The sequence below is a fragment of the Exiguobacterium sp. SH0S1 genome (assembly GCF_004337165.1).
Taxonomy (GTDB): domain Bacteria; phylum Bacillota; class Bacilli; order Exiguobacteriales; family Exiguobacteriaceae; genus Exiguobacterium; species Exiguobacterium aurantiacum_A.
Map to the genome: position 1 here is coordinate 1,226,729 of NZ_SJVC01000001.1, position 19,760 is coordinate 1,246,488.

Annotated in this window: 18 protein-coding genes; 7 read left to right on the forward strand and 11 right to left on the reverse strand. The window is 53.0% G+C overall.

Going from position 1 to position 19,760, the window contains the following annotated elements:
• Nucleotides 1-150: 150 nt before the first annotated feature.
• Nucleotides 151-1,206 carry a PTS transporter subunit IIC gene (locus EVJ20_RS06265; RefSeq protein WP_071397924.1) on the forward strand — a complete coding sequence of 352 codons (1,056 nt, stop codon included), beginning with the start codon at nt 151-153 and terminating at the stop codon, nt 1,204-1,206.
• Nucleotides 1,207-1,250: 44 nt separating this feature from the next.
• Here the strand turns inward: EVJ20_RS06265 and gcvH are convergent, their stop codons facing one another.
• The 3 genes from gcvH to EVJ20_RS06280 are packed head-to-tail and all read right to left on the reverse strand — an operon-like array spanning nt 1,251 to nt 2,810.
• Nucleotides 1,251-1,634, reverse strand: a complete 384-nt coding sequence (gene gcvH, locus EVJ20_RS06270) for a glycine cleavage system protein GcvH (protein ID WP_071397925.1) — start codon at nt 1,632-1,634, stop codon at nt 1,251-1,253.
• Between the two features lie 48 nt (nt 1,635-1,682).
• Nucleotides 1,683-2,036, reverse strand: a complete 354-nt coding sequence (locus EVJ20_RS06275) for an arsenate reductase family protein (RefSeq protein ID WP_131443112.1) — start codon at nt 2,034-2,036, stop codon at nt 1,683-1,685.
• A 45-nt stretch (nt 2,037-2,081) separates the two neighbouring features.
• On the reverse strand, nt 2,082-2,810 hold the full coding sequence (locus EVJ20_RS06280) for a hypothetical protein (protein ID WP_236636168.1): 729 nt from the start codon (nt 2,808-2,810) through the stop codon (nt 2,082-2,084).
• Nucleotides 2,811-3,063: 253 nt separating this feature from the next.
• Here EVJ20_RS06280 and tnpA point away from each other — a divergent pair, with 253 nt between their 5' ends.
• Complete coding sequence (gene tnpA / locus EVJ20_RS06285) at nt 3,064-3,462, forward strand: IS200/IS605 family transposase (protein WP_083274102.1); 399 nt, start codon at nt 3,064-3,066, stop codon at nt 3,460-3,462.
• A gap of 4 nt (nt 3,463-3,466) precedes the next feature.
• Nucleotides 3,467-4,543 carry an RNA-guided endonuclease InsQ/TnpB family protein gene (locus EVJ20_RS06290; protein ID WP_070328733.1) on the forward strand — a complete coding sequence of 359 codons (1,077 nt, stop codon included), beginning with the start codon at nt 3,467-3,469 and terminating at the stop codon, nt 4,541-4,543.
• A gap of 146 nt (nt 4,544-4,689) precedes the next feature.
• Here EVJ20_RS06290 and EVJ20_RS06295 read toward each other — a convergent pair whose 3' ends face one another.
• Genes EVJ20_RS06295 through EVJ20_RS06305 form a run of 3 tightly spaced genes read right to left on the reverse strand, consistent with a single transcriptional unit; the run spans nt 4,690 to nt 10,091 of the window.
• Nucleotides 4,690-6,474: an acyl-CoA dehydrogenase family protein gene (locus tag EVJ20_RS06295; protein ID WP_131507300.1), complete on the reverse strand. Its 1,785-nt coding sequence runs from the start codon at nt 6,472-6,474 to the stop codon at nt 4,690-4,692.
• A gap of 13 nt (nt 6,475-6,487) precedes the next feature.
• Nucleotides 6,488-7,660, reverse strand: coding sequence for an acetyl-CoA C-acetyltransferase (locus tag EVJ20_RS06300; RefSeq protein ID WP_016510281.1), 1,173 nt, complete (start codon nt 7,658-7,660; stop codon nt 6,488-6,490).
• 19 nt (nt 7,661-7,679) lie between these two features.
• Complete coding sequence (locus tag EVJ20_RS06305) at nt 7,680-10,091, reverse strand: 3-hydroxyacyl-CoA dehydrogenase/enoyl-CoA hydratase family protein (RefSeq protein WP_131507302.1); 2,412 nt, start codon at nt 10,089-10,091, stop codon at nt 7,680-7,682.
• Nucleotides 10,092-10,305: 214 nt separating this feature from the next.
• On the opposite strand from EVJ20_RS06305, the gene EVJ20_RS06310 reads away from it, so the two are divergent.
• From EVJ20_RS06310 to EVJ20_RS06325, 4 genes are all read left to right on the forward strand, one after another.
• Complete coding sequence (locus tag EVJ20_RS06310) at nt 10,306-11,208, forward strand: SDR family oxidoreductase (protein ID WP_131507304.1); 903 nt, start codon at nt 10,306-10,308, stop codon at nt 11,206-11,208.
• A gap of 124 nt (nt 11,209-11,332) precedes the next feature.
• Nucleotides 11,333-11,890, forward strand: coding sequence for a YcxB family protein (locus tag EVJ20_RS06315; protein ID WP_131463950.1), 558 nt, complete (start codon nt 11,333-11,335; stop codon nt 11,888-11,890).
• A gap of 94 nt (nt 11,891-11,984) precedes the next feature.
• Nucleotides 11,985-12,548: a YcxB family protein gene (locus EVJ20_RS06320; protein ID WP_131463952.1), complete on the forward strand. Its 564-nt coding sequence runs from the start codon at nt 11,985-11,987 to the stop codon at nt 12,546-12,548.
• A gap of 33 nt (nt 12,549-12,581) precedes the next feature.
• Nucleotides 12,582-12,857, forward strand: a complete 276-nt coding sequence (locus EVJ20_RS06325; RefSeq protein WP_131463954.1) for a hypothetical protein — start codon at nt 12,582-12,584, stop codon at nt 12,855-12,857.
• A gap of 44 nt (nt 12,858-12,901) precedes the next feature.
• Here the strand turns inward: EVJ20_RS06325 and EVJ20_RS06330 are convergent, their stop codons facing one another.
• The 5 genes from EVJ20_RS06330 to secA2 form a co-directional block, all read right to left on the reverse strand.
• Entirely contained in the window at nt 12,902-13,819 is a 918-nt protein-coding gene (locus EVJ20_RS06330; protein WP_131463959.1) for a proline dehydrogenase family protein, read from the reverse strand.
• 157 nt (nt 13,820-13,976) lie between these two features.
• A complete protein-coding gene (gene trhA / locus EVJ20_RS06335; RefSeq protein ID WP_070328723.1) occupies nt 13,977-14,648 on the reverse strand; it encodes a PAQR family membrane homeostasis protein TrhA in 672 nt (223 codons plus the stop codon).
• Nucleotides 14,649-14,742: 94 nt separating this feature from the next.
• A complete protein-coding gene (locus EVJ20_RS06340) occupies nt 14,743-16,185 on the reverse strand; it encodes a carbon starvation CstA family protein (RefSeq protein WP_131507306.1) in 1,443 nt (480 codons plus the stop codon).
• A gap of 201 nt (nt 16,186-16,386) precedes the next feature.
• Entirely contained in the window at nt 16,387-17,196 is an 810-nt protein-coding gene (locus EVJ20_RS06345; RefSeq protein ID WP_131507308.1) for an SLAP domain-containing protein, read from the reverse strand.
• 1 nt (nt 17,197) lies between these two features.
• On the reverse strand, nt 17,198-19,561 hold the full coding sequence (gene secA2, locus EVJ20_RS06350; RefSeq protein ID WP_131507310.1) for an accessory Sec system translocase SecA2: 2,364 nt from the start codon (nt 19,559-19,561) through the stop codon (nt 17,198-17,200).
• Nucleotides 19,562-19,760: the final 199 nt, after the last annotated feature.

The window sequence follows — 19,760 nt, forward strand, 5'->3', positions numbered from 1 at the left end:
CTGTTCAAAAGTTGTGCTCACCCCACGAATTTTCTGAATCGTTCAACATTTCCTGTTGACGCTTCACGAAAAGAGGCATAGTATGGTCATTAACTTTAACGCTTTCGTACATAACAGCGTATACGTAGAAAAGGACAGGTGAATCGACTTATGACGGAACAAACGAAACTGACAGGCAAACAATTTTTGATGAACGTATTGAACGGACTCAGTCTCGCTATTTTAATCGCCCTCATCCCGAGCGCGTTGCTCGGTGAATTAACGAAAGCCATCTTACCGTATTTTCCGTCTTTGCAGTTCATCTTAGACGCGACGACGATCGCGATGCGCCTACTCCCGGTCATCATCGGTGTCACCGTCGCGATGCAATTCGGACGCTCGGCGCTCGAGGCCGGGACGATCGGTATCGCGACCCAGGTCGGGAGCGGCGCTATCCGTATCGAGGAAGGCGCGTTCCTCATGGCGGGAATCGGCGACGTCATCACGGCCGGTGTGACCGCCGCCCTCGCGACATATATGGTCATGCAGCTGTCGCCACGGTTAAAGACGTACACCGTCCTCGTTTTACCGATGACGGTCATCGTCATCGCCGGCGGAATCGGCATGTTCTTACTCACGTACATCTCACAGATCACGACGTACATCGGCACAGTCATCATGACGATGACTGAACTCCAACCGATCGTGATGGGCATGTTGATCGCGATGGCGTTCTCGCTCATCATCGTCTCCCCGATCTCGACAGTCGGGATCGCGACGGCGATCAGTCTGTCCGGTGTTGCCGCCGGGGCCGCTAACCTCGGCGTCGTCGCAGCCGGTTTTGGTCTCGCTATCGCCGGGTGGCAGATGAACGCGACCGGGACGTCGCTCGCTCACTTCCTCGGCTCACCGAAAATTCAAATGGCGAACTTCGTCCGTCGTCCGATCATGATGCTGCCGGTGCTCGCGAACGCGGCCATTCTCGGGGCGCTCGCCGGTATCCTTCGTATCGAAGGAACACCGATCAGTGCCGGATTCGGTGTCTCTGGACTGATCGGACCTGTCAACGCCCTGCACTTGATGCCAGGCGGATTCGCGCTCTGGAACGTCATGCTCGTCATCGTCTTGTTCGGCCTCATTCCGGTGACGCTCGGGATTGTCTTCTATCGCCTGTTCAACCGGACATCACTCATCCAGCCTGAACATTACCGCCTCGACTTCGACTAAATCAAAAAATCCCGGGTTCTCATAAAGAGAAACCGGGATTTTTGTTAGCCTTGAATCATCGTTTCATATTCTTCGGCCGACATGAGTTTGTCGACGTCCGTTGAATCGTTTAACTCGACTTCGATCATCCATGCGCCTTCGAACGGTGCTTCGTTGACGAGTTCCGGCGAATCCGCGAGTGATTCGTTTACCGCCGTGATTTTGCCAGAGATCGGTGCGTACAGTTCAGACACCGTCTTGACCGATTCGACCGAACCGAACGGCTCGTCGAGCAAAATCGTGCCGCCGACTTCAGGAAGTTCCACAAACACGATGTCCCCTAGTTCGCTTTGTGCGAAATCCGTGATCCCGATGCGGGCAACGCTTCCGTTCACTTCAACCCATTCGTGTTCTTTTGAATAACGTAGATTTGCAGGTACTTTGCTCATCATGACTTCCCCCTCAAATAAATTAGACTCACATGTGTATTATAGCACTTAGCCCCAAACGTCTGTAAATGACTTTTCTGAAAAACCGACCGTCGATTTTTGACCGTCCGTGACGATTGGACGCTTTAAAAGCATACCATTGCTGACTAAAAGCTCGATTTGTTCGTCTTCTGACAAATTCGGGAGCTTATCTTTAATGCCTTCGTTGCGGTACACTTGCCCGCTCGTATTGAAAAACTTTTTGAGCGGTAGCCCTGACTGTTGCCAGATCGACGTGAGTTCATCTTTTGACGGTGTCGCCTCGACGATATGAACGTATGTATACGCGACGTCGTTCTCCTTCAACCATTTCTCTGCCTTCTTACACGTACTGCATGGCGGATAGCCATATAGTGTCACCATATTTATCACCTCTTGTTTTACTGTAGCATACTCCATTCCCGCAAATCACGCTTCGAGCAAGCGTGCGATTTCTCGCTTCAGCGTCGCGTTGACCGGGTGACGCGCTTCGATATAGCTCAGCATCGCCGCGGCCGCTTCGACCGACTTGCCGTAACCTGGCAGCCACTCGTTGAGCCCGGCGACGAGCTCCGGGTGCCGTGCCTCGACCCGGCGCGTCGGATTGAACGGGTCGCCCGTCTCTCCATGTGCTTTCAATACGTTGTTGACGGCCGCGACTTGGATGAGTTCGAAGCCGGCGAGACGCTCTCCGCGTCGTTCACGGAGCAGACCGACGTACAGGTTCGTCAGCGCCTCTTCGTAGCAATACGCTGCGTCTGGGACGTCCGTGACGAGCTTAGGCGTCGCAAACGATTCGAGCGCTTCATCCCGTTTCCAGACGATCCGTCCCGGGGTATAGGCGATGTGTGGCATCTCGAACAGTTCGAACACGGCGAACTCCCCGTAAATACCGTCCGCGTACATGATCTTGTGGCCGTCTTTCGTGTTTTGGAATTGGTAAGCGATCGGTTCAACCTCGAGCCAGTCCAAGTTGTCGATGAAGCGGGTTTTTCGTCCGTCCTCGACGATCAAAAAGAAATCGAGGTCGGAGTAGTCGTCGAGCCGCTCGGTCTCGAGGCCAATCGAACCGAGGGCGAGCAGCATCAGCGCCCCTTCTTGTTTCGCGACCAAACGCCCGATTCGTTCCATTCGTTCCAACAGTTGATCTCGTCTCATAAACATTCCTCCTTTTCCTCATTGTACGTTCTGATCAAACGAAAAAGAAAGGGCTGACCGCGTCCGGCCACCCCTCCCTGTTCGAGAAATTTTTATTACAGAATTTGCGAACGAGAAAGCCCACTCCTTTAGTGGTGGGATGAACGTGAGCTTGATTTCGGAGTCCCGTTAGTCGGAATTTCAGAAATCAACAAGCAGAATCTTATCCCGATAAAATGTATCACTCTAATAAATCTAATGATACAATGGACGTATGAACAACTACAGAAGAACCAAAACCACCGTATCGATGATCCATTATCATTTCGTGTTCTGCCCGAGGTATCGCCGAAAACTATTTGATGACGATACGTTCGAGCAACGATTCAAAGAGATCGTCCGTGATGTCTGCGAAGAGCTCGACATTCGACTCATCGCCATCGCGTGTGATCGGGACCACACACATCTATTCTTGTCGGCGTTGCCATCCCTCAGCCCGTCTGACATCATGGCGCGCATCAAAGGCGTCTCGTCGAAGCGACTACGAGAGGAATTTCCCCATCTCACACATCTCACAAGCCTTTGGACGAGATCCTTCTTCGTCTCGACGGCCGGAAATGTTTCCAGCGAGACCATCAAGCGTTATGTCGAGGAACAAAAGACAAGGAGGTGACACCGTGTCGCAGACATTGACGGTGAACATCAAACTTCATCCGACAAAAGAGCAACAATCGATCTTAGAGCGGATGATGCGCACCTACATCGGCACGACGAACCAGCTCGTCTCGGACATGGTGCAGGCTCGAGAAAACTTAAAGCTGACGAGCAAAAACGTGAGTTCCGATCTGCCGAGCGCCGTCAAGAATCAGGCCATCCAGGATGCGAAGAGCATGTTCAAAAAGGCGAAGAAGAAGGGCTTCCAGGTCGTCCCTGTCCTCAAGAAGCCGTACTGCACCTGGAACAACCAAAACTACTCGTTCGACTTCGAGTCGATCTCCTTCCCGGTCATGATCGACGGAAAGGTCAAGAAGACGGCGATCCGCGCCGAGATGGTCGACCCGGACAACCGGAACGCCACGCTCCTCGCCAACAAGCTCGGGACGCTCCGCATCATCAAGAAGTCGAACAAGTGGATCGCCCAGATCGCCGTCACGATCCCCACGACGGAGAAGGGGGGCACCAACGTGCTCGGGGTCGACCTCGGCCTGAAAGTCCCCGCCGTCGCATCGACAGATCGTGACAAGGCGCGGTTCTTCGGGAACGGGCGTGAGAACAAGTATATGAAGCGCAAGTTTCGTGCGAAACGGAAAGAGCTCGGTCAACAGAAGAAACTGGATGCGATCAAGAAGCTGAACAACAAAGAACAGCGCTGGATGAAAGACAAAGATCACAAGGTGAGCCGTGAGATCGTCGACTTCGCGAAAGAGAACAAGATTTCTGTCATCCGCCTCGAAAGATTGGCGAACATCCGACAGACGGCAAGAACAAGCCGTAAACACAACAAGAACCTGCACACCTGGTCGTTCTATCGCTTGGCACTATTCATCACGTACAAGGCAAAGCTCGAAGGCATCAAGGTCGAATCTGTCAATCCGGCCTACACCTCCCAGACATGCCCTTCTTGTGGAGCAAAAAATAAAGCGAAAGACCGAACATATTCCTGTCCGTGCGGATTCAAAAAACACAGAGATCTAGTCGGTGCGATGAATATCCGATACGCACCTGTGGTCGATGGTAACAGTCGACCAGCCTGAGAACCTATACGGTCTGTCTCAGGAGGGGTGATGGCACACCCTCATCTGAAGGCTTGAACAAAACAGAAATGGACTGCGTTCGCACAAGCACTTCAGAATCCCACTCATACCGAAGGGGTGAGCTTGCGGCTTTAGCCGTGGGAGTGTCAAACGATGAACTTGTTCGCTTTGATGAGACTCGCTGCGACTTCGCGCTTCGTACCGATGACGTTGATTGGCTGATAGCGGCTGAACTTCTTCATCGCCGAGAGCAACATCCGTTGCTCGTCGCCTGACGTTGCCGCATACAACACTTCTTTCGCCATGAGATCGACTTGCTTAAACACTTGCTCGGCGAAGATTTCCGTGTAACGGACTTTCTGGTTGTTCTTATCGAGGCCAGTCCGGGCAATCGCTTTATCCGTCCGCGCAATCGCCGCTTCGAGCGCATAGATGGCGCTGATGATGTCGGCTAGCTTGGCGAGGATCTCTTGCTCGTTTTGGAGGTTCTGCTGATATTTCTGGACGGCTGTCCCTGCGATCATCAAGTTGATCTTCTTCATGTTCGATAGAAGCATCTTCTCGCGCGCGAGCGGTGAACCGTCGAGCTCTTGCGGCATGTAGCTCATGAGCTCTTTTTGGAGCTTCTGTGCTTCGGCGAGGAGTGGCAAGTCGCCTTTCATCGCTTTCTTGAGGAGCGTGCCCGGGACGATCAAGCGGTTGATTTCGTTCGTTCCTTCGAAGATCCGATTGATCCGTGAGTCACGGTACAAGTTTTCGACCTCGTACTCGGTCATGAAGCCGTAGCCTCCGTGAATTTGAACGGCTTCATCGACGACGTAGTCGAACGTCTCAGACGCGAACACTTTGTTGAGCGAGCATTCAATCGCATACTCCGCGATCGATTGGGCGACTTTCGAGCCGTCGCGCATGTTCTCGTCACCTAGCGCGTCGAGGCTGTCTTGGAACAATCCGCCTGTGCGGTAGACCGAGCTCTCCATCGCGTAAATGTTCGCCGCCATCGTCGCTAATTTTTCTTGGATGAGCGGGAACTGGCTGATCGGCGTCTTGAACTGCTTACGCTCGTTCGCGTATTGGACCGAGAGATCGAATGCACGTTTTGATGAACCGACCGCTCCGACCGCGAGTTTGTAACGACCGACGTTCAAGATGTTGAAGGCGATGACGTGCCCTTTACCGACTTCACCTAACAGGTTATCGACCGGGACTTCGACGTCTTGTAAAATGAGCGTCCGCGTCGATGATCCTTTAATGCCCATCTTCTGCTCTTCAGCACCTGTTGAGACGCCGTTGTAGTCGCGTTCGACGATGAAGGCGCTGAACTTGTCGCCGTCAATTTTCGCGTAGACGACGAACACGTTGGCGAAGCCTGCGTTCGTGATCCATTGTTTCTCACCGTTCAAGACGTAGTGCGTCCCGGCCTCGTTCAAGACGGCCGTCGACTTCGCGCCGAGCGCGTCCGACCCTGAGCCTGGCTCTGTGAGCGCGTACGCTGCGATCCATTCGCCCGTTGCGAGCTTCGGCAAGTACTTATGCTTTTGCTCTTCTGTCCCAAAGAAGACGATCGGAAGCGTCCCGATCCCGACGTGAGCGCCGTAACTGAGGGCAAACGAACGGGCTTTGGCGAACCGTTCCGTGATGATCGATGACGAGATCTTGTCGAGCTGATAACCGCCGTACTCTTCAGGTACATCGGCACCGAGCAGACCGAGTTCGCCCGCTTCTTTCAACAGTTCGACCGAGAGATCGAACTCATGTTTTTCGATGCGTCCAAGTACCGGCATGACACGGTCGTCGACGAAACTCGACGTCGTGTCCCCGATCATCTTATGCTCGTCTGAAAAGTCTTCCGGTGTGAAGAGACGATCCGCGTCGAGTGCGTCAATGACAAAGCTACCGCCTTTAATCAATTCGTGTTCTGTACGTTCCATAGTCATTTCCCCCTTATAGTAATTCGAAGACGCCAGCAGCGCCCATTCCGCCACCGATGCACATCGTGACAACCCCATATTTTTCATTGCGTCGTTTCATTTCATGCAGAATCGATACCGCTAGTTTCGCGCCCGTACAACCGAGTGGATGGCCGAGGGCGATCGCGCCGCCGTTGACGTTCACTTTGGACGGGTCGATGCCGAGTTCACGGATGACGCCGAGTGATTGGCTCGCGAACGCCTCGTTCAACTCGAACAATCCGACTTCTTCAAGCTTCACGCCAGCCATCTCTAACGCTTTCGGGATGGCGACGACTGGTCCGATCCCCATCACTTCCGGGCGGACCCCGCCGACTGCGAACGAGAGGAACTTCGCCATCGGCTTCAAGCCTTGGCGTTCCGCCTCTTCCCGCTCCATGACAAGTACGGCTGCAGCGCCGTCTGATACTTGTGACGCGTTACCGGCTGTGACCGACCCTTTGATTTTGAAAGCTGGACGCAATTTGCCGAGTGCTTCGACCGTCGAGTTGGCCCGGACGCCTTCGTCGTGCTTGACGACAAATTCACGTTCCGCGACTTTCCCGTCTTCACCGAGGACGTGCTCGATGACCGTCACCGGCACGATCTCTTCTTCGAACTTGCCGCCCGCGATCGCAGCCGCCGCTTTTTGATGGCTGTCGATGGCGAACAGGTCCTGGTCAACTCGTGAGATGTTGTACTCGGCCGCTACGCGCTCAGCCGTGTGTCCCATGCTCATGTAATACTCAGGCGCCGTCTCCATGATCGTCGGGTTAGGACGGATGACGTGTCCGCCCATCGGGACGAGGCTCATCGATTCCATTCCGCCGGCAATGATCGCCGTCGCTTGACCGATCATGATCTTCGCTGCCGCGTCCGCGATCGCTTGAAGGCCTGACGAGCAGTAACGGTTGATCGTGACGGCGGGCACTTCGTGTGATAGTCCACCGCGTACGGCCGCATAGCGGGCGATGTTCATCCCTTGCTCCGCTTCCGGCATGGCGCATCCCATGATGACGTCGTCAATCGGTCCCGTGTATCCCGACCGCTCGAGCGTCGCTTTGATGGCGTGACCTGCGAGCTCGTCCGAACGAACGTTTCGGAACGACCCGCGTTTTGCTTTTCCGACCGGTGTTCGTGCACCGGCCACGATGACTGCTTCTCTCATCTGTTAAGTCCCCCTTTTGTCAGTTCCGAAGTGGTTTGCCTTTGACGAGCATATGTTGCATCCGTTGCTGCGATTTCGGTTCTCCGATGAGGCTCAAGAACGCCTCACGCTCGATGTCGAGGAAGTATTGCTCGTCGACCATCGTGCCGTATGCCAAATCGCCGCCGCTGATGACGTGGGCAAGTTTTTTGGCGATCTTCAAGTCGTGCTCTGAAATATAACCACCGTAGAACATCTCGTACGCTGCGAGTTCGAGCGTCGCTTTCCCGGTTCGACCGACGACCGGCAACTTCTCGCGCATCGGCGCGACGTATCCGTCCGTAAGTCCAAGGACGGTTTGTTTCGCGTCGAACGTCAAGTGGTCACGGTTCATCGAGATGCCGTCGACCGGACGATGATAGCCGAGCGCTTTCGCGTCGTACGCCGACTTCGATACTTTCGCCATCGCGATGTTCTCGAACGTCTGCTGTGCCGCCTTCTCGATGTTTTGCATCGATTTCGGCGTCTGTTCAAGTAGACGACGGTACGTGTTGACGTTGCCGCCGCCGCCAGGGATGAGACCGACACCGACTTCGACGAGTCCCATATATGTCTCGAGCGCCGCTTGCATGCGTGCTGCCGGCAAACTGATTTCCGTGCCGCCTCCGAGTGTCATGCCGTAAGGTGCGACGACGACCGGGCGACCTGCGTAACGGATTTTTTGAACGACTTGTTGGAACTTGTTGATGATCCAGTCGAGCTCATACCAGTTCTCGTCTTCCGCCTCCATGAGCATCATCGCGAGGTTGGCGCCGACGCAGAAGTTTTTACCGTCGTTGGCGAGGACGAGTCCTTTGAAGTCTTGCTCGACGAGGTCGATCGATTGCTCGATCATCTGCATGATGTCGACCCCGATCGCGTTGTTCGGTGACGTGAACTCGAGGGCGACGACGTCGTCACCGATGTCGATGAGGCGAGCCCCGCCGTTCTCGAGGATGATCCCGTTCGACTTGGCGAGCGGTGCAAGTTTCAATTCTTTCGGGTTGACGGTCTTCTCGACGTACGTCCCAGACGCTTGATCGTAATACTGGTCCCCTTTATAGAAGGAAGTGTGTCCGGCAGCGAGCATCTCATCGATCCACGCCGGGACGGCATATCCTTCCGCTTTCATGCGTGCGACCGATTTTTCGACACCGAGTGCGTCCCATGTCTCAAACGGTCCGAACTTCCAACCGAAGCCCCACTTCATCGCGTCATCGATGGCGACGATCGAGTCACTGATCTCACCTGTGAGTCGTGCCGAGTAGACGAGCGTTTTCGCCGTCACCGGCCAGAGCAACTGTCCGACGCGTCCCTTGTTCAAGATCGCGCCTTTCAGTTTCGCTTTCGAGCCCGGGAGCGACTTGATTTGGTCGAGCTCAGGTCCTGTAATCGCTTTCAATTGTTCGTATTCAAACGTGCTCAAGTTGAGTTCCTGGATGACTTTCCCGTCTTTCTTATAGAACCCTTGACCAGACTTTTGTCCGACCCAGCCTTTTTCGACGAGCGTCTTCATCTCAGCAGGGACATCGAACGTATCTTTCTCCTCGCCCGCTTCGAGCGCCTCATAGACGTTACCGGCGACGTGGACGAACGTGTCAATGCCGACGACATCGAGCGTACGGAACGTCGCTGATTTCGGACGGCCGATGAGCGGGCCTGTGATCGAGTCCATCTCGCCGATCGTCGCGTTTTGTTTCAACATCTCCTCGAACGTGACGAGCAGGCCGTACGTGCCGATGCGGTTACCGATGAAGTTTGGCGTGTCTTTCGCCTCGACGACGCCTTTACCGAGACGGTCCTCAGCAAAGCGGGCCATGAAATCGATGACCGGGCGCGCCGTTTTCCCCGTCGGGATGAGTTCGAGCAGCTTCAAGTAGCGCGGCGGGTTGAAGAAGTGCGTTCCGAGGAAGCGTGACTTCAATCCTTCCGGCAAGACGCTCGCCATCGCTTCGATCGAGATCCCAGACGTGTTCGAGCTGAGAATCGCGTCTTCACGGATGAACGGTGCGATTTTGTCGAATAGTTGCTGTTTCACGTCGAGCCGTTCGACGATGACTTCGATGACCCAGTCGGCTTCTTTCAATCGCTCGAGGTCATCTTCTAAGTTCCCGACCTCGATGAAGTTCAAGTGTTCCGCCGTCGCGAGTGGCGCCGGATTTTGTTTCAACAACTTGTGACGGTTCTCGGACGCGATGCGATTCCGCACTTCCGGTGACTCGAGCGTGAGCCCTTTCCCTTCTTCTTGCGCCGTCAATTCACGTGGTACGATGTCGAGCATGAGCGAACGAACCCCCGCGTTCGCCAAATGGGCCGCAATCCCCGCCCCCATTACTCCTGAACCGATGACGACCGCAAAACGGATATTGCTCGTCAAACGGAGGTCGGCTGATTGTTCGATGTGACTCGTCATATTGTTCCCCCCTAAATGAGAATGAATAGTGATTCATTTCACGCGTAAAAAAAATCGCAATCACCATCGTGTTTACTCTTCTATCATAAATGAATGACAATTCATTCGCAAGCGTTCATTTTTCAAATTCATTCCATTTTTCTGATTTACGATTATTTTTTGATGTGTGTGGTATAGACACATTGAGTCAATTTTTGAAAGGGGACTAAACAATATGAGTGACAATCGTTTAAATACAGTCGGAAGCCGCAAAGATTTTGAATCGTTCAAGAAGGACGGACAAGCGCAAGCCCATCAACCGGGAATCGATTCAAAGATGGAGCCGTTCCCGATCTATGAGCGTGAAGGATACAAAGGAAGCGACAAATTGAAAGACAAAGTCGCCATCATCACGGGTGGTGACTCGGGGATCGGGAAATCGGTCGCCATCTTCTTCGCCCATGAAGGCGCAAACTCGGTCATCGTCTACAAAGACCAAAACGAGCTCGAGGACGCCGAGGCGACGAAAGAACGGATCGAAGAACTCGGTCAAGCGTGCCTGTTGCTGCAAGGTGACCTCGGTGATTCGGCGTTCTGCCAAGACGTCGTCAAACAGACGCTCGAGACGTTCGGCCACTTGGACGTGCTCGTCAACAACGCCGCCGAGCAACATCCGCAAGAGTCGCTCCTCGACATCTCGGACGACCAGCTCGAGCGGACGTTCCGGACGAACATCTTCAGCATGTTCTATTTGACGAAAGCGGCGCTCCCGTACTTGAACGAAGGCGCGAGCATCATCAACACGACGTCGATCACGGCGTATGAAGGTAACGACCAATTGATCGACTATGCGTCGACGAAAGGTGCGATCACATCGTTCACGCGTTCGCTCGCCAAAAACTTGGCCGAGAAGAAAATCCGCGTCAACGGCGTCGCCCCAGGTCCGATTTGGACACCGCTCATCCCAGCTACGTTCTCGGCTGAGAAAGTCGCTACGTTCGGCGATTCAGCTGAAATGAAACGAGCTGGTCAACCGGCTGAGCTCGCTCCGGCTTACGTCTATCTCGCAAGCGATGATTCGACATACGTCAGTGGGCAGGTCATGCACGTCAACGGTGGTACGGTCATCAACGGATAATCTTGTAAGGCGACCCAGTGTTCAGTCACTGGGTCTTTTTGTTGGAAAATTAACCCATCCTATGTTAGCGTTGTCTGCAGACATTAACCCCGTCATTCAGACGGAAGGAAGGAGCCAGTGATGGATGATTCATTACCAATTGACACAAGATGATTTTTTCGCTTTTCAAAAGAATTTCATCGGAACCTCGCCTTACCATAAAAGATTTTCGAGATTTTACACGGCCATACTTTCGCTCCTTGCAGCTTATCTCGGGTTTGCACTCGTCATCATTTTGTTGCCTCGAACGATCTCTTCTGCCCCGCTCATTCTCGCACTCGCCGTCAGTGCTAGTGTATTGTCGGTGCTTCTCCAACTTCGCTTCTCTAAAAAAATGTACCAAAACATGACGCTTTGGCAATTTCGCTATATGCTGAAAAAAAATACGAAATGGCCACGTGACGTCACGTTGTATTTTAATGAGTTCGGAGTCGAGGTCAACTCCCTTCATAACCGCGTAAATAAACGGATTCAAGTCGCCTGGGAAGCAATCGAACGAGTGAGCGAAGACGAGACAAACTATTATTTATACCTTGAAGTAAGGGAAGCGATTATTGTCCCGAAGCAAAACAACACGCTAAGTGAGACTGAACAAACTAAAATCAACGACTTGTTGCAAAAACATTTGAGCATCTCATTCTAATCGCCTACTGGATCAAGAGTTCGACGTGATTCTACGTCTGTATGGAAGGCAATGGATGAACACGACTATGACTTAACTCAGAAAGGAGTAGCAAATGGTCACCACATATAAAATGACACTTGAAGATTTTCTATCATTTCATAATGATTTGAGTCACCATTCAAACCTATATCAACGAAATCGCAAACTATGGCTTTTCATTATGATGATTCCTACGTTCACTCTCGGCTATGTGCTTACGGCCTTTGTGCTACCTCGCCCCGAGTCCCCTGTTTTATTTTATTTACTCCCAGTAGGTGTCGGGATTTTGTTCACACTGTTACTCAGGCCACTCCTAAAGGATTTGCACGGACCATTCGCCATTTGGATAGCTCGGCAGCAACTAAAAAAACATAACGTTTGGCCAAAAGACATCACGCTCCACCTTGATGACACTCATGTCGAGATGCATGTCGTTCGTGGTAAAGTCAGTCGAACGACGCAAGTCCCTTGGACATCTATTATCAAAATGAACGAGGATGAGACACATCGTTTCCTGTATTTCGAAGAAGATGAAGCGTTGATTATTCCGAAATCGAAAGATGGAGTCACTGAAGTCGAGCAAAGCGAAATTGACCGCTTATTAGGAAAACATCTTTTGACTAAAAAATCGATTTAATAGAGTGGTCTATTACTTTAGGAGGTGCTGTACATGCTATCTTGGTTAGGCATAACGAAAGAAAAGGAACAGGAAACGGGACGGCCGTTCTTTGGAAACATACATAAGAAAACAATCACGTTCGTCTTGCTTTCGTCCCTTGCGATACTCTTTGGAGTGAAATCATTGTTGACTTATCTACTCCCAAAAGCAGCTCTCGCTGACCCCTTGGTTGCTGTGCTGCCAGGTACAGTAGGCGTTCTTGTTGCTCTAGTGTATGTTCTAGTTATTGAACGACTCTTACAAGACAAGGCCGAACGTGGAACGTAAGCCAATCATACAAAAACACGCGCTCCGCTGAGCGCGTGTTTCGTTTATTTCTTCACCATACCTTTTAACACGAACGCCACGTTCGCCGGACGTTCCGCGAGACGGCGCATGAAGTAACCGTACCAGTCACGGCCGTACGGTACATAGACACGGACTTTATAGCCTTGGCGGACGAGCTCGAGTTGACGCTCGACCCGGATGCCATACAGCATTTGGAACTCGAACTGGTCGAGTGGGATGTTGTTCAGTTTCACATGCTCGATGATGGCATCGATCATGTGGTCGTCATGGGTCGCGATAGAGGCGTAATTCCCGTTCGCAAGATGGAGTTTGACGAGCTTCAGGTAGTTGTGGTCGACGTCTTCTTTCTCCGGGAAAGCGACCGTCGCCGGCTCTTTGTAAGCCCCTTTGACGATACGGAGGTTCGGCTTGATCAGCGCGAGATGATTGATGTCATCTTCCGAACGATACAAGTACGATTGGATGACCGTCCCGAGTCCGTCAAAGTCCGCTTTCAACTTCTTGAACAAGTCGAGTGTCTTCTCGCAGCGCGACTCGTCTTCCATATCGATGGCGACGAAGACGCCGACTGACTTAGCCGTCGTCAAGATCTGGCGCATATTGTCCTCGATCAACTTGTCCGAAATATCGAATCCGAGTGACGTGAGCTTGAGCGACATATAGGCGTCGAGTTTCTCTTCGGCCATGATTTCGATGGCACGGATGATCTCGTCACGGTTTTGGTTCGCTTCTTCGACCGTGTTAATGAATTCCCCTAGATGGTCGACCGTGACCGATAGCCCTTTCGCGTTCAGTTCGCGAATCGTCGGCACCGACGTCTTGAAATCTTCTCCCGCCACAAATCGTGAAGCCCCGAACCGAAGCCCGTACTTTTTAGCCAAACTGTTGAGTGCTTTGTTTTGAGACATGTAAATAAATCCATCGCGTAACACTTTTTCCATCAGATTTTCCCCCTTGCGTATACACCCATCTATCTCTATGACGATGTCTGAAATTATTATGACATACAAACGTCAATTCGTCTTTAGTTTTGTAACCGTTTCCAAAACTTCATTGGCTAAGTTTATAAAAAAGCAGACGCCCTCACGGACGTCTGGTTCACAGGCCTGTATTCGGTGCGACGTAGAGCAAAATACTGAGGAAGACGAACACGCTCCCGGCGAGCACGAACAAGTGCCAAATCGCATGATTGAACGGCAGTTTCTGCCAGACGTAAAACACGATCCCGACCGAATAAGCGAGCCCACCGGCGAGCAGCAACATGAACCCTTGATGGCCGAGCGACTCGTAGAGCGGACGGATCACGATGATACAAATCCACCCGAGCCCAAGGTACGTCACGTTCGATACCCACATGTACTTCCCGGTCGAATACATTTTCCAGACGATGCCTAAGATGGCGACGCCCCAAACGATGCCGAATAACACCCATCCGAGCGTTCCCTGAAGCGACACGAGTGCGAACGGCGTGTAGCTCCCGGCAATCAATAAGTAAATCCCAGCGTGGTCGAACACTTGGAGCACCCGCTTCGCCCGTGGATGCGGGATCGCATGCATGAGCGTCGAGAACAAGTACAACAAGATCATCGATACCCCGAACACGCTCACCGCGATGACGTTGCCTGTGCTCCCGGTCTCAGTCGCGGTCGTGACGAGCAGGACGAGAGCGACGATGCTGAAGATGACCCCTAGTCCGTGCGTGACGGCGCTCGCGATTTCTTCGCCGAGCGTATCGGCATGGAGCATGTCTTTTAGTTTCTCTTGATCCATTCGGGCCCCACCTTTCTTTCCTTGCCTCTATTATGGATATTCCCCAATTTTGTTGCAAACAAAAACACGGGTCTGTAAAAACCCGTGTCCTCGATTAAGCGACTTCCTTCACCGGAACGTCACATTCCATATTTTGTGCCCGCATCGCACGTGCGCGCATGTGGAACAAGACGAGTAGCGTCACTGTACCGATTGTCGAGATGACGTACGGAATGACCCCATCCATCTTGAAGCCGATCGGTGCTGTGAGAATGTAGAACCAAACCGCATATAGCATGAACGTCCCCGGGATGAGTGCGATCCAATGGTTGCGTCCTTTGATGTACAAGTACATTGCACCGACGAACAAGGCGATGACCGCTGTCGTCTGGTTGGCCCAGTTGAAGTACTGCCAAAGCATTTGGAAGTCCATGTTTGTGAGCACGTACGAGATCGCGAACAACGGGAGTGCGATCCAAAGACGTGACGAGAAGTTCTTCTGTGCGACTTTCAAGTAGTCGGCGATGATCATCCGGGCACTCCGGAACGCCGTATCGCCTGACGTGATCGGCAAGACGATGACGCCGAGGATGGCGAGCGTGCCGCCGATGCTGCCGAGCATGAGCGTCGCCACTTCTTGGACGACGAGCGCCGGTGTCCCCGCTTGAATCATGCCGAGCAACTCACCCGGATCAAAGATGGCCATGGCCGCTCCGGCCCAGATCATGGCGATGACGGCCTCGACGATCATCATGCCGTAGAAGATGCTGCGGCCATTACTTTCTTTCATCGTCGTCCGCGAGATGATCGGCGACTGCGTCGCGTGGAATCCTGAGAGTGCGCCGCACGAGATCGTGAAGAACAACAGCGGCCAGATCGGCAAGCCGTCCGGGTGCATGTTCGTCAATGTCATCTCTGGGATTTGATAGCCTTGGACGAACAGGCTGACCCCGATCCCGATGGCGCTGATCATGAGGAGCGCCCCGAAGAACGGATAGATGCGGCCGATGATCTTGTCGACCGGGAGGAGCGTCGCCAAGATGTAATAAGCGAAAATCGCAAAGACGACGAACACGAGCGTCGACGCGTTGCCGTCGAACAAGTTGTTAATCATGTTACTCGGTGACGTGACGAACACCGTCCCGACAAGGAGCAGCAGTAACAGGGCGAACCCGTTGACAACGTGGCGGAGCGAGCGGCCGAGGAACTTCTCGGCGAGCTGCGGCAAGTGTGCCCCGTTGTTACGGAGCGAGATCATCCCCGTCAAGTAGTCGTGCACGGCACCTGCGAAGATCGATCCGAAGACGATCCACAGGAATGCGACCGGACCGTAGAGCGCCCCCATAATTGGCCCGAAAATCGGACCGACGCCGGCGATGTTCAACAGTTGGATCATCGAGTTCCGTTTTTTCCCCATCGGCACGTAGTCGATGCCATCCTGCGACGCATAGGCGGGCGTCGTCCGCTCTTCCTTGATGCCGAACGTCTTTTCGACGTAGCGGCCGTAGACGATGTACCCGACAATTAAAATAGCTAAGGCGATAAAGAATGTAATCATGTGTGCTGTCCCCTTTTAAACTGTGTAGCCGATCCCCATCGGCCCCGAAAAATGAATCCTGATGTTTTACGCATATAATGTAAACGCTTTCGTGATTGATTATACAGCAATTCCCAACGTTTCGTAAGGGGTTTCGTTCACTTTTTTGACACAAAAATAGACCCGGCTTTTTATCGAGAGCCGGGTCGTCTATCGTACTGCTTATTGTTTGATCCGGACCGTGAACGGACCGTCCGCGGTGACGTCTTCGAAGACAACCGAGACCGGATAGGCGTGCTTGCCTTGGACCGGCTCGCTCAAGCGAATCGTCGTGTTTGCGATCGCTTCGTCCCCGCTCACGAGTTCGAGCGGCAACTGTTCGACGTTCAGTTCGCGCTCGTAGCCGTTACGGAGAAGCAACGTCGCCGTGACGTTCGTCTCACTTGTTTCGACCGAGACGAGCATCAAGTTGAACTCATTCTCGCCGACGGGCGGTGTCGACACGTTCGTCCGACGGAGCTGCTGCCACGCCGTGCTCGAAAATTGTTCGACTTCCTCATCTAGAAGCATCTGTAGCGGATCAATCGGGTTCATTTGGAAGACGAGGCGCATCGACGTCTGTTCTTCCGCTTCAAACTCACCGAACAGTTCATCCGCAAAAAAGTCCAAATAGACCGGTTTGCTCGTCCACGGCTCGAAGCTCGGAAGGTCGACGCGGCTCAATACTTTCCGCCCAAGCGGAACGTTGTCTCTGTTCAAGAGCAGAACCGGCAATTCATTGACTTCGAACGAGCTCGGAAGCGTGTTACGGAACAAGGCGACGAGTGACAGTCCGTCCATCAAATGTTCAGCGTGCAGCAGTTCGATCGACAGCTGGTTGTCGAGGAGCGCCGGCAGCCGCTTCGCGTGGTAGCGGAACATGTACTCGTCTTCTTTCGGAATCCCCATGTCGCTATCGATCACGAGCGTCAGTTGACGCCCTGTCTCGGTCTTCCCTGTCTCGATCTGTTTACGTTTACGAAACCCTAACATATTACTCCTCCTCCAATTGCGTGACGAAATAGCGGTCGAGCTGACATACTTCCGTTGTCACTTCACGGGCGATATTGATATACGTCTGTTCGAAGATCTCAAATCCTTCTTTACCGAACTGACGACTCGGATCTTCCTGCCCATAACCACGGAGGCCGATGCCTTCTTTTAATCCACTCATCGTCGTGAGGTGGTCCGTCCATTTTCCGTCCAGCGCCCGTAACAGTGATTCTTTGACGAACGTGACAACTTCCTCGGCTTGAAGACGGGCCTCTGCCGTTTCGACAATGTCGTCGATCCACGGTTTAAGCTCTGCCTTCAATTCCAACGAATCGGCGACCTCATTTGACCAGACTGGCTCGCGTGTCGTCAAGTAGACGAGGTCTGTCTTCAACTCGTCGAGCGGCCACTCTTCTGGGACGAGCTCGTCCGAGACGTGCATGTCGATACTATTTTCTAAAGCGAGACGCATCATACCGAGGCCGTTGTTCGTGATCGCCGCAGCGTCGGCGTTGACCGCTTGATCACGGATCGTGTAGATAATTTTCCGTTGCTCGTTCAAGACGTCGTCGAGCTTGAACAAGTAGTCCCGAATCGAGACACCGAGCCCTTCGATCGTCGTCTGGGCGTACTCGATAACGTCAGCCGCGTCTTTCGCGGACACCTCACCACGTTCGTCCGGCTTCAGTTTCTTCTCGATCCGCTCCAGTTTTTTGATCGCATAGCGTTTAACAATCTCATCTTCGAGAGAGACGAAGAACTGCGTCGCGCCAGGATCGCCTTGGCGTCCCGAACGGCCACGGAGCTGGTTGTCGACACGTTGCGACTCATGGCGTTCCGTCCCGATGACGAACAAGCCGCCCACTTCTTTCGATTTCGCATCGAGCATAATATCGGTCCCGCGACCGGCCATGTTCGTCGCGATCGTCACTTTGCCGAAATGTCCGGCGTCGGCGATGATGTCCGCTTCTTGCGTGACCGTCTTCGCGTTCAACACCTCGTGCTGAATCCGCTGTTTCGACAAGTGTTTACTGATGGCCTCGGACTGGGCGATCGACGTCGTGCCAATCAACACCGGCCGTCCCGTCTCGTGCAGCTCGACGACTTTGTCGGTCACGGCCGCATACTTTTGGTCGACCGTCATGAAGATACGGTCGGGGTGGTCTTCGCGCAAACGCGGCCGGTTCGTCGGCACTTGGACGACGTCCATGTTGTACGTCTTCAAAAATTCTTGGCGAGATGTCTGGGCCGTTCCGGTCATACCGCCGATGAGCGGATACATTCGGAAATAATGCTGAATCGTGATCTCGGCCGTCGTCTTGTTCTCCTCGGTGATCGTGACGCCTTCTTTCGCCTCGAGCGCCTGATGGAGCCCTTCGGACAGACTGCGTCCTTCCATGATCCGTCCCGTGAACAAATCGATGAGCTCGATCTTGTCTTCTTTGACGATATAGTCGACGTCGAGCTCGAACAAGACGTTCGCCCGGAGCGCTTGGACGAGGTAGTGATAGAGCACTTGATGCTCGGCGCTAAACAAGTTGTCGACCGCGAACATGTCTTCGATTTTCAAGATTCCGGAGTCAGTGAGCGCCGTCGATTTCGATTCGAGGTCGACTTCGTAGTCCGCCTCGTCGAGCTCGGTGACGACACGTTGCGCCAATTCCTTCAAGCGGATGTGCGAGCGGTCTTTTTGGGCGATGATGAGCGGCGTCTTCGCCTCGTCGATCAAGATGCTGTCGACTTCATCGATGATGGCGAAATGGAATGGGCGCTGGACGCGCTCTTCCGGTGACCCGACCAAGTGATCGCGCAAGTAGTCGAAACCGAACTCGGTCCCGACGCCGTATGTAATGTCGGCCTGGTAAGCAGCGCGCTTGTCACTCTGTTCCATCTCAGGAACGTTCAACCCGACCGAGAGACCAAGGAAATCGTGGATCTGCCCGATTTGGTTCGCGTCACGCGTCGCGAGATATTCGTTGACGGTGATGACGTGGACGCCTTTGCCTTCGAGTGCTATGACGTAACTCGGGAGCGCGGCGACGAGCGTCTTCCCTTCCCCGGTCGGCATCTCGGAAATATTCCCTTCGAGGAGGGCGAACCCGCCGATGAGCTGGACGTCATAGTGACGCATGCCTAAGACACGCACTGCCGCCTCACGGACGAGGGCGAACGCTTCTTCGGCGACATCATCGACTTTGGCACCGTCGGCGATTTTTGCTTTCAATGTTTCGGTATATGTGCGCATCTCGTCGTCCGAGAGCGCCTGCATCGTTGTCTCTAATTGGTTGATCCGGTCGACGCGCCGCTGATAGCCTTTCAAGCGCCGGCTTTGATCATTCGTCAATTGCTTTACAAACTGAATCACGTTGTAGCCTCCATTTAGTTCACAGTCATTGTCAAATCTATACCCGTCTATTATAGCGAAATTTTGCTCATTTCGGAGACTTTTTTACGAAAACTTCCTAAAAGATGGTTTTTTAATTATGAAATCCCTATAAAAATTGGGTAAATTTCAAAATACATTCACAAGTTTATTTTTATTTTTCTATTTGAGACGGTTTGAG

Excerpts from the sequence above, each read along its gene's own strand:
- EVJ20_RS06320 (WP_131463952.1), top strand. The coding sequence starts at position 11,985 with ATGGTCACCACATATAAAATGACACTTGAAGATTTTCTATCATTTCAT.
- EVJ20_RS06280 (WP_236636168.1), bottom strand. The coding sequence starts at position 2,810 with ATGAGACGAGATCAACTGTTGGAACGAATGGAACGAATCGGGCGTTTG.
- EVJ20_RS06300 (WP_016510281.1), bottom strand. The coding sequence starts at position 7,660 with ATGAGAGAAGCAGTCATCGTGGCCGGTGCACGAACACCGGTCGGAAAA.
- EVJ20_RS06305 (WP_131507302.1), bottom strand. The coding sequence starts at position 10,091 with ATGACGAGTCACATCGAACAATCAGCCGACCTCCGTTTGACGAGCAAT.
- EVJ20_RS06340 (WP_131507306.1), bottom strand. The coding sequence starts at position 16,185 with ATGATTACATTCTTTATCGCCTTAGCTATTTTAATTGTCGGGTACATC.
- trhA (WP_070328723.1), bottom strand. The coding sequence starts at position 14,648 with ATGGATCAAGAGAAACTAAAAGACATGCTCCATGCCGATACGCTCGGC.
- EVJ20_RS06265 (WP_071397924.1), top strand. The coding sequence starts at position 151 with ATGACGGAACAAACGAAACTGACAGGCAAACAATTTTTGATGAACGTA.
- gcvH (WP_071397925.1), bottom strand. The coding sequence starts at position 1,634 with ATGAGCAAAGTACCTGCAAATCTACGTTATTCAAAAGAACACGAATGG.
- EVJ20_RS06330 (WP_131463959.1), bottom strand. The coding sequence starts at position 13,819 with ATGGAAAAAGTGTTACGCGATGGATTTATTTACATGTCTCAAAACAAA.
- EVJ20_RS06315 (WP_131463950.1), top strand. The coding sequence starts at position 11,333 with ATGATTCATTACCAATTGACACAAGATGATTTTTTCGCTTTTCAAAAG.
- EVJ20_RS06310 (WP_131507304.1), top strand. The coding sequence starts at position 10,306 with ATGAGTGACAATCGTTTAAATACAGTCGGAAGCCGCAAAGATTTTGAA.
- tnpA (WP_083274102.1), top strand. The coding sequence starts at position 3,064 with ATGAACAACTACAGAAGAACCAAAACCACCGTATCGATGATCCATTAT.
- EVJ20_RS06325 (WP_131463954.1), top strand. The coding sequence starts at position 12,582 with ATGCTATCTTGGTTAGGCATAACGAAAGAAAAGGAACAGGAAACGGGA.
- EVJ20_RS06295 (WP_131507300.1), bottom strand. The coding sequence starts at position 6,474 with ATGGAACGTACAGAACACGAATTGATTAAAGGCGGTAGCTTTGTCATT.
- EVJ20_RS06345 (WP_131507308.1), bottom strand. The coding sequence starts at position 17,196 with ATGTTAGGGTTTCGTAAACGTAAACAGATCGAGACAGGGAAGACCGAG.
- EVJ20_RS06275 (WP_131443112.1), bottom strand. The coding sequence starts at position 2,036 with ATGGTGACACTATATGGCTATCCGCCATGCAGTACGTGTAAGAAGGCA.